Annotated in this window: 15 protein-coding genes; 7 read left to right on the top strand and 8 right to left on the bottom strand. The window is 69.5% G+C overall.

What is annotated here, in order from left to right; all coding sequences use genetic code 11:
* Nucleotides 1-54: 54 nt before the first annotated feature.
* The 4 genes from ACSQ14_RS05715 (at nt 55) to ACSQ14_RS05700 (ending at nt 3,211) form a co-directional block, all read left to right on the top strand.
* A complete protein-coding gene (locus ACSQ14_RS05715; RefSeq protein WP_436010612.1) occupies nt 55-1,137 on the top strand; it encodes an NAD(P)H-dependent amine dehydrogenase family protein in 1,083 nt (360 codons plus the stop codon).
* A 73-nt stretch (nt 1,138-1,210) separates the two neighbouring features.
* Nucleotides 1,211-1,609, top strand: coding sequence for a VOC family protein (locus tag ACSQ14_RS05710; RefSeq protein WP_436010610.1), 399 nt, complete (start codon nt 1,211-1,213; stop codon nt 1,607-1,609).
* A gap of 90 nt (nt 1,610-1,699) precedes the next feature.
* Nucleotides 1,700-2,185: a serine protease inhibitor ecotin gene (eco, locus tag ACSQ14_RS05705; protein ID WP_436010608.1), complete on the top strand. Its 486-nt coding sequence runs from the start codon at nt 1,700-1,702 to the stop codon at nt 2,183-2,185.
* Between the two features lie 138 nt (nt 2,186-2,323).
* The gene (locus ACSQ14_RS05700) at nt 2,324-3,211 is read left to right on the top strand and encodes a bile acid:sodium symporter family protein (RefSeq protein WP_436010606.1); all 888 of its coding nucleotides are present in this window, start codon (nt 2,324-2,326) and stop codon (nt 3,209-3,211) included.
* A gap of 4 nt (nt 3,212-3,215) precedes the next feature.
* On the opposite strand, the gene ACSQ14_RS05695 is transcribed toward ACSQ14_RS05700, so the two are convergent.
* The 5 genes from ACSQ14_RS05695 to ACSQ14_RS05675 all read right to left on the bottom strand — a co-directional run bounded on the left by ACSQ14_RS05695 (nt 3,216) and on the right by ACSQ14_RS05675 (nt 9,891).
* Entirely contained in the window at nt 3,216-4,334 is a 1,119-nt protein-coding gene (locus ACSQ14_RS05695; RefSeq protein WP_436010604.1) for an amidohydrolase family protein, read from the bottom strand.
* A gap of 35 nt (nt 4,335-4,369) precedes the next feature.
* Nucleotides 4,370-5,884, bottom strand: coding sequence for a hypothetical protein (locus tag ACSQ14_RS05690; protein WP_436010602.1), 1,515 nt, complete (start codon nt 5,882-5,884; stop codon nt 4,370-4,372).
* Nucleotides 5,885-5,934: 50 nt separating this feature from the next.
* On the bottom strand, nt 5,935-6,972 hold the full coding sequence (gene glsA / locus ACSQ14_RS05685; protein WP_436010600.1) for a glutaminase A: 1,038 nt from the start codon (nt 6,970-6,972) through the stop codon (nt 5,935-5,937).
* 22 nt (nt 6,973-6,994) lie between these two features.
* Nucleotides 6,995-8,440, bottom strand: coding sequence for a DcaP family trimeric outer membrane transporter (locus ACSQ14_RS05680; RefSeq protein ID WP_436010598.1), 1,446 nt, complete (start codon nt 8,438-8,440; stop codon nt 6,995-6,997).
* A gap of 161 nt (nt 8,441-8,601) precedes the next feature.
* Entirely contained in the window at nt 8,602-9,891 is a 1,290-nt protein-coding gene (locus ACSQ14_RS05675; protein ID WP_436010596.1) for a patatin-like phospholipase family protein, read from the bottom strand.
* A 238-nt stretch (nt 9,892-10,129) separates the two neighbouring features.
* On the opposite strand from ACSQ14_RS05675, the gene ACSQ14_RS05670 reads away from it, so the two are divergent.
* Nucleotides 10,130-10,525 (top strand): PPOX class F420-dependent oxidoreductase, encoded by a 396-nt coding sequence (locus ACSQ14_RS05670; RefSeq protein WP_436010594.1) that lies wholly within the window; start codon nt 10,130-10,132, stop codon nt 10,523-10,525.
* On the opposite strand, the gene ACSQ14_RS05665 is transcribed toward ACSQ14_RS05670, so the two are convergent.
* On the bottom strand, nt 10,522-11,436 hold the full coding sequence (locus ACSQ14_RS05665; protein WP_436010592.1) for a DUF481 domain-containing protein: 915 nt from the start codon (nt 11,434-11,436) through the stop codon (nt 10,522-10,524). The genes ACSQ14_RS05670 and ACSQ14_RS05665 overlap by 4 nt on opposite strands.
* Nucleotides 11,437-11,590: 154 nt before the next feature.
* Here ACSQ14_RS05665 and ACSQ14_RS05660 point away from each other — a divergent pair, with 154 nt between their 5' ends.
* Nucleotides 11,591-14,446, top strand: a complete 2,856-nt coding sequence (locus ACSQ14_RS05660; protein ID WP_436010590.1) for an AAA family ATPase — start codon at nt 11,591-11,593, stop codon at nt 14,444-14,446.
* Between the two features lie 128 nt (nt 14,447-14,574).
* On the opposite strand, the gene ACSQ14_RS05655 is transcribed toward ACSQ14_RS05660, so the two are convergent.
* Both ACSQ14_RS05655 and ACSQ14_RS05650 read right to left on the bottom strand, forming a co-directional pair.
* Nucleotides 14,575-14,868: a DUF1330 domain-containing protein gene (locus ACSQ14_RS05655; protein ID WP_436010588.1), complete on the bottom strand. Its 294-nt coding sequence runs from the start codon at nt 14,866-14,868 to the stop codon at nt 14,575-14,577.
* A 91-nt stretch (nt 14,869-14,959) separates the two neighbouring features.
* Nucleotides 14,960-15,457 carry a DUF4126 domain-containing protein gene (locus ACSQ14_RS05650; RefSeq protein WP_436010586.1) on the bottom strand — a complete coding sequence of 166 codons (498 nt, stop codon included), beginning with the start codon at nt 15,455-15,457 and terminating at the stop codon, nt 14,960-14,962.
* Nucleotides 15,458-15,654: 197 nt separating this feature from the next.
* On the opposite strand from ACSQ14_RS05650, the gene ACSQ14_RS05645 reads away from it, so the two are divergent.
* Nucleotides 15,655-15,903 (top strand): hypothetical protein, encoded by a 249-nt coding sequence (locus ACSQ14_RS05645; protein ID WP_436010584.1) that lies wholly within the window; start codon nt 15,655-15,657, stop codon nt 15,901-15,903.
* Nucleotides 15,904-15,962: the final 59 nt, after the last annotated feature.

The following is a 15,962-nucleotide window of genomic DNA, read 5'->3' as shown; positions in this document are numbered from 1 at the left end:
ACGCGCGCGGGCCAGGACGCCTGCACGCCAAGAACAGACTGGGAGGAAGACGCCATGGGTTCAGAGGTGAAATCGCTGCGGATGCCGGATCCGAACCGGGTCTATCGGGTCGCGCAGTGGGCCACCGGCCGGATCGGCCAGGTCAGCCTCAAGGCGCTCCTGCAGAGCCCGCAGTTCGAGGTAGTCGGCGTCTACGTCCATTCCGAGGCCAAGCACGGCAAGGACGCCGGCGAGCTCGCCGGCTTGCCGCCGATCGGCGTGAAGGCCTCGCGCAATATCGCGGACATCATCGCCGCCAAGCCCGACTGCGTCGTCGCCAACATGGACGGCGCCAACGTCGACGACGTCTGCCGCTTCCTCGAAGCCGGCATCAACATCGCCACCTCGCGGGTCGACTACCTCGAGCCGGAAAAGATGGACCAGGACGTCCGCCGCCGCGTCGAGGCGGCCTGCGCCAAGGGCGGCTCTTCGATCCACGCGTCCGGCTCCAGCCCGGGCTTCAGCTCCGAGGCCCTGCCGATGGTCGCGGTCTCGATGTCGCGCGGCATGGACTGCATGACCATCGACGAATACGCCGACATCCCGCTCTCCTGCCCCGACGTCCAGGTCGTCGACATGATGGGCTTCGGCCGGCCGGCGACCGGCGAGTTCGACCCTGCCCTGCTGCACCACCACGCCCACGGCTTCATGCAGTCGGTCAACGTCGTCGCCCAGGCGCTCGGCATCACGCTCGACGACATGCAGGTGTTCGGCGAGATGGCCGGGGCGAAAGAGCGCTTCCTGCTGCCCGGCGGCACGCCGATCGAACAGGGCACGCTGGCGGCCCAGCGGGTCACCGTCGCCGGCCTGCGCGGCGGCAAGCCGATCATCCAGTTCCGGGTGAACTGGTACACCACCAAGGCCATCGACAAGGACTGGGACCTGCGCCCCAACGGCTGGCGGCTGCTGGTCGAGGGCGACACCCCGGTCGACATCAACGTCACCTTCCCGCTGGCGGTCTCCGACCCGCAATTCTCCCCGGCGATGGCCGGCATCACCGCCTATCGAGTGGTCAACGCCGCGCCCTACATCGTCGAGGCCGAGCCCGGCATCCGCACCACAGCGGAACTGCCGACCATCGTGCCGCGGATCTACTGATCCGCGCAGCGGGACAGGCCGGCCGCCCCTTCCCGGGCGGCCGGGCTGTCCTGCGCCAGCCACGGAGACGCCGATGACCAGCTTCGTCCTGCCGTTTCTGATGTTCCAGGGCGGCGTAGGCTCGCAGGCCCTGGAGTTCTACCTGTCGGTCTTCCCGGACAGCCGGGTCGACGAGATGCAGCGCTACGGCCCCGGCGAGGCCGGCCCGGAAGGGACCATCCACCGCGCCCGCTTCACGCTCGGCGGCCAGTCGGTGCTCTGCTCCGACAGCTTCGTCAAACACGCCTTCGCCTTCACCCCGTCCTTCTCGTTCTGGGTCGAATGCGAGTCCGCCGACGAACTGCGGCGCCTGAGCGGACGGCTGGCGGAAGGCGGCGCCGAGCTGATGCCGGCCGGCGACTACGGCTTCAGCAGCCTGTTCACCTGGGTCAACGACCGCTTCGGCGTGTCGTGGCAGCTCAACGTCAGCTAGCCGCGGCTGCGGGTTCGGCCGGATGGGCGCGACCTAAGGTCAGCGCTAGCTGTACTCCGGCGACATCCATCTTCGCGAGGAGCCCAGGTGATGAAGCCCAGCCTCTTGGGGTGGGTCGGCGCCGCGGCCCTGCTGATCGCCGCGGACGGCGCGGCGGCGCAAGGCCGACGGCCGCCGCCGCGCGACGACCTGCAGGCCTTCCCGGCGCCGACGCGCGGCCAGGTCCGGCGCGTCATCCGGCTGCAGCCGGAGCGCGACGAGAACGCGCTGCGCGTCGGCGTCGTCGTCGGCCGCACCATGATGGTCGACTGCAACCGGCAGATGCTCTCCTCGACGCTGCAGGAGCGCACCGCCGAGGGCTGGGGCTACAGCTACTTCGTCGTCACCCAGGTCGGGCCGGCGGCCAGCACGATGATGGCCTGCCCGTCGAACACGCAGCGCCGCGACTTCGTCCGCAGCGCCGACGAACCGCTGCTGCGCTACAACAGCCGGCTGCCGCTGGTGATCTACGCGCCTGCGGACGTCGAGGTGCGCTACCGGATCTGGCGCGCGGGCGCCGAGGTCACGCCCCGCTGAGCAGGCGCCGCGGGGTCGGGCATAACCCTGGCCTCGCTGGGGTCCGCGACGGATGGCGGCCAAGCCGGGCGCATGCGGGAATCGTGAGGGCCCCCGTTGCGCCTGCCCAGGCGCGCGGGTCGCCCTGGAGCGACCTCCATGACGCTTGCCGAAATCATCCCCCTGGTCCTGAAGGCCAGCATCCTGGCGATCGTCTTCGCGCTCGGCCTCACCGCCAAACCGGCCGACCTGTTCTATCTGCTCAAGCGGCCTGGCCAGCTGGCGCGCTCGCTGCTGGCCATGTCGGTCATCATGCCGTTGATCGCCTTCGCCCTGGTGCTGGCGCTGGACCTGCCGCGGCCGGTGGCGATCATGCTGGTCGCGCTGTCGCTGGCCCCGGTGCCGCCGATCCTGCCGCGCAAGCAGTCCAAGGCCGGCGGCACGGCGGCCTATTCCATCAGCCTGCTGGTCTCCGTCGGCCTGATCTCGCTGGTCTGGATTCCCCTCGCGCTGGAGATCGACCAGCGGCTGCTCGGCATGCCGCTCGGGATCCCGGTGACGACCGTGGCGGGCCTGATCGCGATGACCATCCTGGCGCCGCTCGTGGTCGGGCTGCTGGTCGGCAAGTTGGCGCCAGCGCTGGCGGCCCGCGTCGCGCCGATCCTCTCCATCGTCGGCATGCTGCTGCTGGTGGCGGCGGCCGGGGCCATCATCTTCAGCCAGTGGGACGCGATCGAGAGCCTCGTCGGCGACGGCACGCTGCTGGCCACCGCCCTCTTCATCGTCATCGGCCTGGTCGTCGGGCACCTGCTCGGCGGCCCCGACCCGGACGACCGCACGGTGCTGGCGATGGCCACCGCCTCACGTCACCCCGGCGTCGCGCTCGCGATCGCCAGCATCAACTTCCCGGCGGAGACCGCGGTGACCGCCGCGGTGCTGATGTTCCTGCTCGCCAACATCGTCCTGACCATCCCCTACATCGCCTGGCGCAAGCGCAGCGGCGCCGCCGGCGACCTGGCGATCACGTCGAGGCCGGCGATCCGCTGAGCGCCTAGCGCGCGTCCGCAGGCACGGCGGCGGCGGCGGCCGCCGCCGGGACGTTGGCCCGCTCCCAGGCGCGGACACGTTGGCGGCCCTCGTCGAACAGCCGCACGTAGTTGGCCTTCAGCACCTTCTCGCGCGCCTCCGGCGTCAGCCGGGCCCAGAGCGGCGCGTACATCTCGTAGACGCCGAAGTACTGCTCGGGCTGGCGCGGCGCGACGACGTCGGTGCCAAACAGGAAGCGGTCGGGGTACCTGTTGATCAGGTCGGCGGTCACCGTCAGGCTCTCGTCGCTGGCGACGATGTATTTGGCCAGTTCGTCCCACGACAGGTCGAAGTAGATGTTGCGCATCGCCGGGTTGGCGAGGATCTCCTCGAGATGCGCGGCGTGGCCTTTGACCGGCTGCACCACGCGGCCGAGGCCCACGTGCGCCCAGATGATCGTCGTCTTCGGGTGCCGGGCGTAGAGCGCGGTCAGCTGGTCGAAGTAGGGCCTGACCTTGGCGTCCTTGGTGAACGGCCGGACGATGTCGTTGTGCAGGATCACCACCAGCCCGACCTCGCCGGCGAAATCGAACAGCCGGTCCAGCGCCGGATCGGTCAGGCTGGCGCCGCCGCCGGCGATCTTCGGCGAAACGAACTCCTTGTGCACCGAGAACTCGCCGATGCCGGTGAACACGCCGGGGTAAAGCGTCAGCACCCGGCGCACATGGTCGGCGGCGTACATGTCGGCTGGATTGAAGCCGGTGATCATCGGATCCAGCCGCGCGCGCTCGGCCGGCGGCAGCGCGCGGTACTGCTGGGCGATCATCGCGTCGACGAAGCTGTAGTAGTAGAGCGGCGCGTCGGCCTCGAGGTAGTAGGTCGGGGCGAAGTCGCCGGTCTCGTGGTAGTTCCACGTCTGCTGCAGCGGGATGCCAAACAGCGTCGAGCGGCAGACCCGGGGGCCGATCAGCTTCAGATGCTCCGCCGCCGAGGGCCCTTCCTGGATGTAGTTGGTCAGGTGGAAGTGCGAGTCGTTGAACTCGCAGCCCTGCGGCGGCTTGGCGGCCGCGGGGCCGGAGGCCGCAAGCCAGGCCATCGCGGCGGCCACGACCGCCGTCCGGAGATTGGCGCCGCCTAGGCTCATGTGCTGGACCCTTATCGTTCGTTCTGATGGGCGCGTCAGAAGGCCAGGGAGAAATCGCTCACGAAGATGAAGCCGTCCCCGCCGACGGGTACGGGATAGGCCGTGTAGCCGACCGGCGAGCGGTCGACGTAGAGACCCATCACATTGACCCGGAGATCCCGGCTCTTCAGCGGGAAATAGTTGAAGCCGACGGCGACGTCGTACGGATTGCCGACCTTCCCGAAGATTTTCGATCCGGAAATGTAGAATTGCAGCGTCTTCGGAATGAGCATGGCCGACGCCTGCAGCTGGAAGCCGGTGTCATACATATGATCGAAGGGGACAGGCCCCTCGATCTTGAAATTATCCAGCCAGCGAACGTAGTATTCGCCCTCTAGAGCAAATCCCTTGTATTTTATTCCCGCATCCAGAGCCATCATCTGGTAGCGAGCTTCGAGTATCCGTCCGGGCGGGAAGGCCGTGTCACTGAACAGCAGGGTCCCATCGGACAATCGCAGCTGGGTGTTCTCGATCGAGTCCGTGGCGGGCTGGGACTGCGGGTCTTCCGTGCTGCGCGTGTAATGCGCGCTGAACAGCGTCGCGACGTCCTGGTGGTGCTCGAAGTCGCCGAAGCCGTTTGCCGGCCCGAACTCTCCCGTGGTCGGCATCCAGGTCAGCGCGCCCGAGTAGGTGTTGATCTTCGCATCGAGCTGGCGCGCCTGGACGCCGAGGGCGCTCAGGTTGTTGGCCACCATCACCCGGTACTCGAGGCCGCGCGCGATCTTGCCCTCCGCCCAGATGCCCTGGGTGTAGGACCCGCGGAAGTACTCGTCGGCGATCGGCCGGTTATCGTTGCGCAGCCAGTAGGGGAAGGTCCGGTTCGTCGAGCGCGTCGATGGAAGCGAGTGGATGCCGAAGTAGACCCGCAACGCCTCGTTGAAGGTCCAGTTGATGTTCCCGGCGACCACGACCTGGGCGCCTAGCCCCTGGCTGGCCTGCGACGTCCACACGTAGGCATTGTATCCGAACCGGGGATCGAACAGCCAACCGCGAAAGGTGATCTGCACCTTCGCGAGCTGGAAGTCCTCCCGAGGCGTGACATCAAAGGGTTGGCCAAAGGCGCTGGTGTAGGTCTTGTCCATGCCATGCTGGTTGAGGTACCGCAGGTAGCTCACCAGCCCCATGTCGACCTCTCCGACGTCGGAGCGCATGAGGACGATCCCCTTCCCGGGCTCGAACCCTCCCCATTTGGCCGGCGGCGGCCCGCTGGCTTGCGCCGGGATCGTCTGGATCGCTGGAGCCGCGCCGGGCGGGGCGGCGCCGGTGGCCGTCACCGCGGACGGGGCTGCACTGCCGTGGAGATCGATCTCGAGCGCCCGGATGCGCTGGTCGAACTCCGAACGCATGGAGATAAGCTCCTGCAGCTGCTGCTCCATGCGCTGCCGCTTGGCTTCGTTTGCCGGTGCGGTCCGGACGGCCGCATCAGCGACCGTCTGGGCGGCGGCCGATTGGCCGCCGAGCACCAGCAGGCCAAGGCAGGCGGCCGCGGCTCCGGCGCGCGGCCGCGACATCTGACGCTTGGCGTTCGCTACTTTGACGCGCATTTTCTGGGCTTGCGCGACTAGACCGGGGTCACGGCGTACGGATTGCCGCCCAGCGCGTCGGAGACCGCCTTGATCGCCTTCTGGCCGCGCACGCTGTTGCCGGCGGCGTCCAGCGGCGGCGAGAAGGTGCCGATGCCGAACTTGCCCGGCGAGACGGCGATCAGCCCGCCGCCGACGCCGCTCTTGGCCGGCAGTCCGGTCATGAACAGCCATTTGCCGCTGTCGTCATAGAGGCCGGCGGTGGCCATCACGGCGAGGATCCCGGGGATGTGCTTGGCGTCGATCACCTGCTTCTTGGTCACCGGGTTCTTGCCGCCGTTGGCCAGCGTCGCGGCCATCATCCCCAGGTCCTTGGCGTTGACCGCGATCGAGCACTGCCGGGTGTAGAGGTCGACCGCCTGGGCCGGGTCGCCGGGGAAGCGCTCGTAGGCCTTCATCAGCATGGCGATCGCGCGGTTGCGCTGGTTGGTGTCGGATTCCGACTTGTAGACCTCCTGGTCGACGCTCAGCTGGCGGCCGGCGCAGGCGCTGTGGATGCCGATGATCTTGGACCAGACCTCCTCGGCGCTGCCGCCCTTGACCATGCCGGTGGTGGCGATCGCCCCGGGATTGACCAGCGGGTTCATCTCCTTGCCCTTGAACTGCTCGACGGCGACGATCGAGTTGAACACCTGGCCGGTGGCGTCGACCCCGACGCTGTTCTCGACCATCGCCTCGCCGGACTCCTGGAACACCAGGGCCATGGTGAAGACCTTGGAGATCGACTGGATCGAGAAGGTCGGCTCGATGTCGCCGGCGGTCGCGGTCTGGCCATCGGGCGTGGCCAGGGCGATGCCGAAGTAGTTCGAGTTCACCTTGGCCAGCGCCGGGATGTAGTCGGCGTTCTTGCCTTCGGCCAACCCGCGGTACTGCGAGTGGGCGGCGCTGACCGCCGCGGCTGCGCCCGCTGGCGCGGCGCGGGCGACGCCCGCGACGCCGGCTGGAAGGGCCGCCGCGGCGCCCAGCAGGGCCAGGCCGCGGGCGAGGTCGCGACGGGAAGTGTTCAGCTCAGGCATGACCGTGCTCCACGGGGGGTGATCAGCGGAAATCATCGCTGCTGAAGGCGTACTTGAAGGAGAACTGCAGGCGGGCGTCCTCGCCCTTGGAGCCGTCGTTGTCCTCGCGCTGGCCCCACAGGAACTCGCCGCCCATCATGATCCGCTTGTGCGGAGCCCAGAGCAGGTTGACCGAGGCGTACTGGCCGGTCTGGAAGGCGTCGCCGGCCTGGAACGAGAGGTTGTCGACCTTGGTCTGGCTCCAGCCGATCGAGGAGCTCCACTCGTCGCTCCAGTAGTGGTCGTAGTAGGCGGTCAGGCCGAGCAGCGGGACCACGTCGGCCCGCACACCGGTCAGCGTGCCGTCGGGCAGCACCACCAGCTGCCCCTTCGGGCCCAGGTCCATGCCGCCGTCGTTCATGTAGCTGGCGATGCCTTCGCCGTAGACGACGCCGAGGTGGATGACGTCCTTCTCGAAGAGCTTGATGTTCGAGGTCAGGTTGAGACCCCAGCCCATCTTGTGGCCCTTCGGCTCGTGGCCGACGGTGTCGGTCGTGTCGAAGCCGACCCGCCGCAGGATGCCGGCCAGCTGCACGTGGCCCCAGTCATCTGCGTAGCGCCAGTGCGCCGTCAGGTCCGGAAGTTTCTCGTCGTTCTGGATTGAGCCGGCGAGATCCTCGTCGAAGGTCCGGATGTTGCCCGGGTCGATGTCGTTGCCGGGCTTTTCGAGCGCCACGGCGAACTGGCTGCCGCCGGACTTGAAGGTGTAGCGGACCTGCGGATTGCGCAGGAACACCATCCCCGCCGGGCCCCAGTAGTCGATGGTGTTGGGGAAGATGTCACCGTCCATGAACACGCTGTTCGTCTGGCCCGCGAGCAACGGCCCCCAGCTGCCGTAGGCGTGGCGCAGGCGGAAGGTCGTCTGGCCTTCGTCGACGCCGACGCCGAACAGGTCGAACTCGAACTTGACGTAGAGGTCCTCGCCGAGGACCGGCTGCTGCGCCTGCACCCCGAACCGGCTCTGCCGGACGCTGATGATGCTCTGGCCGTTGCTGCCGAAGTCGCCGGTGGTCGGAATGCGCGAAGGCCGCAGGGTGTCGTCCCAGGCCGGGTTCACCCGCTTGAAGTCCTGCACGTAGTCGGCCTGGGCGAAGCCGTAGATCTCGAACTTGCGGCCCTCATCGCTGCGCGGGAACGACGCCTGCGCCGGGATCTGCTCGATCGGCGGCGTCTGGACCACCGACTCGCCGCTGGCGCGGGCGAGTTGCGCGGCGAGCGCGTCCATGCGCCGGGCGCGGGCCTGCTCGGCGGCCTTGGCCGCGGCCTGGTCGGCGCGCAGCGCGTCGAGCTCCTGGCGCATCTGGCGAAGGGTGTCGGCGTCGGTGGTCTGGGCGTAGGCCGCCGGCGCCGCGAGCGCGGCCAAGGCGAGGGACGCCGCGCCGAGCGCCAGCGCGGGCCGTAGAACCGGGCGCCGTGTGCGGGAAACCATGGAGACCCTCCCAGTCGCGTTGTGCGATTAAGCGGGAGCGTATGCCGGCCTAGCTCGGGGGCTTCTCAGGTGAACACCTGAGACCGGCCTCAGGGAAACCCCTAGGTGGGGCCTAAAAGTCCCTGGCGCTTAACCCCGGTTCGCAGCCGGTCTGGGGTCGCCTACCGGCCGACCGGTTGCGGCTGGGCCGGCGGCTTCGCCGGCGCGGCGGCCGACGTGGCGGCGGCCTCGCCGCGCCACTGTTCCTCGTACCCCGGCGGGGTATGGACCCAGGGGTAACCCGCACGCGCCAGGTCGTAGCCGGTCTGGTAGAGGCCGCGCATATAGGCGGTGTCGAACTGCTCCCGGCGACGCATGGTGAAGCTCGAGGGGATGTAGGCCAGGTTGAAGCCGACCCCGTCGCGCTGGCTGATCAGGAAGATGCGGTAAAGGTCGCCGACGCCCTGCGTCTGCATCAGCGACGAAATCGCCCGACTGGCGATCGACAGGGTGCGGCGCTGGACGCTGGCCCAGTCGGCGTCGAGCCGCGCATTGCGGATGACGTAGATCTCGCGCCGCCGTTCGATGCCCCTGGCCGCCGACTCCTCCCGGATGTGCAGCGCCGGCGGATAGACGAACACCTGGGCCATGGCCCCGCCGTCGACGTGCATCTCCTGGTAATGCTTGCCGTCGACCTGGACGTCGATCATCACCGGCGGAAAGGCGCCGGGGATCGAGGCCGAAGCCAGCAGCACCTTGCGGAACAGCTCGATCGCCTGCGGGTCCTTGCTCGCGGCGATCGCGGTCATGTTCCAGACCACCGGCTCCAGCGTGTCGAGGTTGGTGGTGCCGACCAGCAGCAACCGACCCTTCGCATACTCGGCGGCGATCGCGTCAAGCAGCGGGCGATCGATGTAGCGGCTAGTCAGCTCGAACAGCGGCGTGGTGTCCGCCATCGCGTCGCCGAAGAAGCCGCTGATCACATTGCGCCTGCGAAAAATGTCCTTCGCCGACACCTCCGTGTAGACCGTCCTGAGCACACCGTCATAGCGCGGCCCGAGGAAGGCGAACGGCGCGCCCAGCGCACCGGTGCTGATGCCGGTGACGGCCCGGAACTCCGGCCGGTCGCCACGCGCCGTCCAGCCATTGAGCAGCCCCGCGGTGTAGGCCCCGTCCTCGCCGCCGCCGGAGATCGCCAATAGGCTGGTCGGCGGCAGCGGCCCGGTCAGCCCCTGGCTGGCGCGCCAGGCCAGTTCCTTGCGAATGGAGTCGCGCGCCTCCTGCACGAACGGGGCGGGATCGCGGGCGGGGAGAAAGCGCAATTGGCCGATCGAAGGCGCCGCCCGGCCGGCCAGCGCCGCCGGGGCGGCCGGCACCCGCGCCGGGGTGGCGCAGCCGGCGGCCGCCAGCACCAGGCTCAGAGCGCCCAACAGACCGCCGAGCCGCGCGAGCCCGGATGCCGCCAGACGCATGAGAGAGCCGCCGTCAGACATCGCGCCGCATCCTTCGCCTCGTCGGACACCCGCAGATTGGGCTGCGCAGTGGGGCGGCGACATCAGGTGAGGACCTGACTTCAAGCTCGATACGGTACGGACGTGCGAACCGGACCTCGGGAATTCGCGCGCCTGCGCGAACCTTTGCATCGACGCCGCAAGTTTAAGCCTGGGCCCATCCGCGCCGGGCGTGGCCGCAATCCAAGGAGCCGAACCGATGGCGTCGATTCAGGACTACTCAGATCTGCTGCAGGAGAAGCGGACGTTCGCCCACCTGGCGACGACGATGCCGGATGGCGCGCCGCAGGTGACGCCAGTCTGGATCGACTACCGCGACGGCCGGGTGCTGGTGAACACCGCCAAGGGGCGGGTGAAAACCCGCAACATGCACCTGGGCTCGCCGGTCGCGCTGTCGATCACCGACCCCGACAATCCCTATCGCTATGTGCAGGTGCGCGGCGTGGTCTCCAAGATCCACGACGAGGGCGCTGACGCGCACATCGACTTCCTGGCCAAGAAGTATCTCGACAAGGACAAGTACCCGTTCCGCCAACCCGGCGAAGAGCGGGTGATCTACGAGATCGAGCCGCAGCGGGTGCAGGGCGTCGCCTAGAAGCTGTAGACCAGCGTCAACCGCGTGGTCGTGTCGGTGCTGTCGCGGTCAAGCGGCGGCTGGCTCTCGTGGCGAACTTCGAACGAGGCCCGGGCGGCCAGGGCCTCGTACAGCGTGGTGGTCAGCGCGGTCGTGCCGATCAGGGTCGAATTGCCGGCCTCCCAGTAGGCGACGGCGCGCTGGGTGAACGTGCCGCGCGACGCGAATTTCCAGGACAGGTACTCGGCGGCGCGCAGCGAGGCCGAGTGCTCGTGACCGGTGTCGATGTAGTCGGCCTGCCGCAGCGCCGGCCCGGCCTCGACCCTGAACTTCACCCCGGGCCGGTCGACCAGCCGATAGCCCAGGCCCACGCTCTCGGAGAAGCGGCTGTAGTAGCCGGCGAAGCGGTCGCCCTCCCCCCACAGCACGCCCACGGCGTAGAGCCGACGGGTGATCTTGTACTGGCTGCTGAGCGACAGGAAGAACCGCTCCTTGGTCGTCTCGCCGTCTTCCCGCTGCAGGTCGGCGGTGAGGTCGACGGAATGGCGCCAGTGCAACGCGTCCTTCTCGAGTTCGAGCCCGAGCGCGAGGCGTTCCTCGTCGGTGTTGCCGGTCGAGACGCCGCCGCCGACCTCGCCCTCGCCCTCCCAGCCCGCGAAGAAGCCTCGGCTGGCCATCTCGACCTTCCGCTCCGCCTCCCTGGCCTTCAGCTGCGCGACCTGGGCGTCGATCTCGACGATCGAGTCCGGATTGGTCTTCTTCGCGACCCGCGCCACCGTCTTCAGGGCCTCCGGATCGCTCGCCGCCGCCTCGATCATCGCCGCCACCGCCTCGGGCGGCGGCTTGGCCTGCGCCGCCGCGCCGGGCAGCAGCACCGCGGCCGCCGCAAAGGCCGAACGCACGCGCGCCGCGGTCTGGATCGGACTGGCCATGGCGGCTCCAAGCTTCACCACCGACGATAGAACCGCGTTATCGGGCCTCTGACCAGCCCGCCGCGCAGGGCCGCCGCCGGCAAGATCTCGCCGCGATCGGACGGACCTAGGGCCGACGCCCGCGGGTTTCCCCCTCCATCCAGGGAGAGATGCGATGGCCGAACTGTGTGACGTATGCGGCGTGCGGCCGGCGACGGTGCGCGCCACGGTGGCGAGCGACGGCGAGCGGCGCTCGCTGAACCTCTGCGAAATCGACTACCGCCGCCTGGCGGCGCGGCAGCGCGCCAGCTCGCCGCTGGAGTCGCTGTTCAGCGGCGGCCGCAGCAGCCTGTTCGACGACTTCTTCGGCGATTCCTGGGGCGGGCGGTTCGGCGGCGATCCGTTCGAGCCCGCCGCGGCGGAGGAAGGCGGCGCCCGGAGCGGCGCGCCGCGACCGCGCCGCAGCTCGACCGAGAACCTCAGCGAGCACGCCAAGGAGATCCTGCAGAAGGCCGCGCAGGAGGCGGTCGAGATGGGTCGCCGCGAAGTCGACACCCAGCATCTGCTGCTGGCTTTGACCGAGAGCGACGTGGTCCGCACCATCCTGGACCAGTTCAAGGTCTCGCCCGACGAGCTCCGCCGGCAGGTGCGTGCCGAGGCTCCGGCCGCAACGCCGACGCCGGCGGAGGCCGGCGACGAGGTCGGCGTAGCCCCGAGGGTCAAGGACGCGCTGTCGCGCGCCTTCGCCGCCGCGCGCGACTTCGGCCACTCCTACATCGGGCCGGAGCATCTTCTAATCGGCCTGGCCGAAGAGGGCGAAGGGATCGCCGCCGACGTGCTGCGACGGCTGGGCCTGACGCCGCAGGCGATCCGCCAGCAGGTCACCAAGGTGGTCGGCCGCGGCGCGGAGGAAGGCCGCGTCGATGCGCCGACCAACACCCCGAACCTCGACAAGTACTCGCGCGACCTGACCAAGCTCGCCAACGCGGGCAAGCTCGACCCGGTGATCGGCCGGGCGTTGGAGATCGAGACGACGATCGAGGTGCTGGCCCGGCGCAAGAAGAACAACCCGGTGCTGATCGGCGAACCAGGGGTCGGCAAGACCGCCATCGTCGAAGGCCTCGCCCAGCGGATCATCGCCGGCGAGGTGCCCGAGGCGCTGCGCGGCAAGCGGCTGGTGGAGCTGTCGGTGAACTCGCTGGTCGCCGGCTCCAAGTACCGCGGCGAGTTCGAGGAGCGGGTGCAGCAGATCCTGCAGGAGGTCACCGACCGCCAGGACGAGCTGATCCTGTTCATCGACGAGATCCACACCATCGTCGGCGCCGGCTCCGGCGGCGGCGAAGGTGGACTGGACGTGGCCAACACCTTCAAGCCGGCGCTGGCCCGCGGCGAGCTGAACCTGATCGGGGCGACGACGCTCAACGAGTACCAGAAGCACATCGAGAAGGACGCCGCGCTGGAGCGCCGCTTCCAGCCGGTGTTCGTCCCCGAACCGACCGTCGCCCAGACGATCATGATCCTGCGCGGCCTGCGCGACACGCTGGAGGCGCACCACAAGGTGACGATCACCGACGAGGCGGTCATCGCCGCGGCCGAGCTGTCGGACCGCTACATCACCGGCCGCTTCCTGCCGGACAAGGCGATCGACCTGATCGACCAGGCCGCCGCGCGGGTGAAGATGTCCTCGTCCTCCCGGCCGGTGGAGGTGCAGGACCTGGAGGCCGAGAGCCGCCAACTGAAGCGCGAGCAGGACTACGCCAGCTCGCGCAAGCAATTCGACCGCGCCCACGACCTGCAGGCCCAGCACGAGGCCAAGGCCAAGCAGCTCGAGGAGGCCACCGAACGCTGGCGGCGCGAGCGCGGCTCGGGCTCGGCCGACGTCCGCGTCGAGCACATCGCACAGGTGGTCTCCAAACTGACCGGCGTGCCGGTCAACGAGCTGACCAGCGAGGAGCGCGAACGGCTGGTGAAGATGGAGGACCGGCTGCGGCAGCGGGTCGTCGGCCAGGAGGAAGCGGTGAAGGCGGTCAGCGACGCCGTACGGCTGGCTCGCGCCGGCCTGCGCGAGGGCCGCAGCCCGATCGCCACCTTCCTGTTCCTGGGCCCCACCGGGGTCGGCAAGACGGAGCTCGCCAAGACGCTCGCCGAGACGGTGTTCGGCGACGAGGACGCGATGATCCGCATCGACATGAGCGAGTACATGGAGCGTCATGCGGTCGCCCGGCTGATCGGCGCGCCGCCGGGCTACGTCGGCTACGAGGAAGGCGGCCAGCTGACCGAGCGGGTCCGCCGGCGGCCCTACAGCGTCGTGCTGCTGGACGAGATCGAGAAGGCCCACCCGGACGTCTACAACGTGCTCCTGCAGGTGTTCGACGACGGCCGGCTGACCGACGGCAAGGGCCGGGTGGTGGACTTCACCAACACCGTGCTGATCGCCACCAGCAACCTTGGCTCCGACATCATCCAGCGCAACCTGCGCCACCGCGGCACCCAGGAGGAGGACCCCGCCCGGCTGAAGCGCGAACTGATGGACGTGCTGCGCGGCCACTTCCGGCCGGAGTTCATCAACCGGATCGACGAGATCATCGTCTTCCACGCGCTGGGCCGCGAGCAGATCCGCTCGATCGTCGAGCTGCAGCTGGAGCGCGTGCGGCGCACCGCCCACGGCCAGGGCATCGAGCTCGCGGTCGCCGACTCGCTGGTCGACCACCTGGCCGAGGAGGGCTTCCGGCCCGAGTTCGGCGCCCGCGAGCTGCGCCGGCTGATCCGCTCCGAGCTGGAGACCGAACTCGCCCGGGCGATCCTGTCCAACGAGGTGCAGGAGGGCGACAAGGTGCTGGCCCGCTGGGACGGGGCGACGAACACGATCGTCCTGGAGGCGGAACGCCGGCCAAAGCCGGCCAGGCGCAGCGCGACCGGCGAGCCGGCGAGCTTCACCGCCCAGCCGGGCGACGGCGCCGGGACCGAGCCGCCGCCGGAACCGCCGAGCCGGCCAGAACCGGACGCCGGAACCGGGCCGTCGGTGCACTGAGGCCGAGATAAAACCCCGTCATCCCGGACGGCCGAGTGGCCGATCCGGGACCCAGGGGCCGTGCCCGCCGCCCTGAGTCCCGGCTCTACGCTACGCTCCGGCCGGGATGACGGAGGATGTGAAGCCGATCACATCCCCTGGACGATGATCGCCCGGAAGTCGGCGGCCTTCTTCCGGTGCGGCAGCGCCGCCTGATAGGCCGGGCTCTCGTACCAGGCCCTGGCGTCCTCGACGGTCGGGAACTCCAGCATGATGACCCCGTCCGGGGCCTGGCCTTCGAGCGGCGTCACCGCGCCGTAGATCACCCGCGGCGTCAGCTTCCAGTCGCCGCCGGACATCTGCCGGGTCTGGGCCTGGTACCGCTCCATCTCGGCCGGGTCGCGGACCGGGCTCTCGCGGTAGACGATCAGATAGGCCGCCATGGTGTCTCCCTGGGTTCTTGTCTTGGACCCTGTTCGTTAGCCGCCGGCGGGCCCAGCGACCTGACAGAAGCCGACAAAATACCCGGTGGCGCTACGGATGACGGGCGCGACGCGCGGCCGCCACCACCCGCCAGGCGATCAGGCCGGCGACCAGCAGCACCACCGGCACCAGCAGCGGGGCCGCCAGCGCCAGGATCGAGCCGCCGAACGCCGCCACGTCCTCGGCCAGCGACAGCGCCGGATTCGCCAGCCCGCCGGTGGTCGCGGTGCTGGCCACCCGGGTGGTGGCCTGGGCCGAGTGCACGGCCAGCGCCGCGGGCGCGCCGATGATCAGCCCGGCGATCGCCGCGGCGGTCGGGTCGAGGTTGCTGAAGGCGGCGGCGGCGACCAGCGCGCCGGCCGCGGGGCGCGCCAGCGTGCCGACCAGGCTGAGCGCGTGGTCGACGAACGGGATCTTGTCGGCCGCCAGCTCGACCGTCGTGGCGACCGCCAGGGCGGCGACCGCGGCGGTCGAGCCCAGCCAGGCGAACGGGCCGGAAAGCTCCAGGCCGAACAGATGGAACCGGGCCGCCACCGCCATCATTAACAACGGAACGAGGTCTTCAGCCCCGTCGACGCGGCGAGGCCGAGCCCGAGCAGCGCTGGTAAAATCCAGGTGTCCATCACCGCCTAACGCCGGCCGCCGCCAGGCGCCCTCGAAAAGTTGACCGCCGTCGGGACACAAAAGCGTCGCCTGCGGAGTTTAGTTTCAGTCAGGTTTCCTAAGGCGCGATTCGGATGGACTGCATGAAATGGCGTCGGGTCCTGATCTGGGCCCTCCCCGCGGCGATCTTCGCCTTCTGCTGGGCCTGGGCGGCTGCCTCCTGGGGCCCGACGGGCGTCTATGTCGGCTGGATTCCCGCAGTGATCGCGGGCCGTCTGGCGGCGATGGTCACGTCGCTGGCGTGGGGGGTGGTGATGCTGGCGGTGCTGCTCTCCTGGCACCTGCGCGCCGCCGAGCCCGGCGAAACCGACCAGTCGGGCCTGTCGGCCTGACCCCCGGGGCCTGACCCCGCCCCGATCCTCAAGCCAAGCTTGTCCCACACGGCGCCGCG

The sequence above is a fragment of the Phenylobacterium sp. LjRoot219 genome (genome assembly GCF_964252995.1).
Taxonomy (GTDB): Bacteria; Pseudomonadota; Alphaproteobacteria; order Caulobacterales; family Caulobacteraceae; genus Phenylobacterium.
This window is presented reverse-complemented; position numbering and strand designations above follow the sequence as displayed.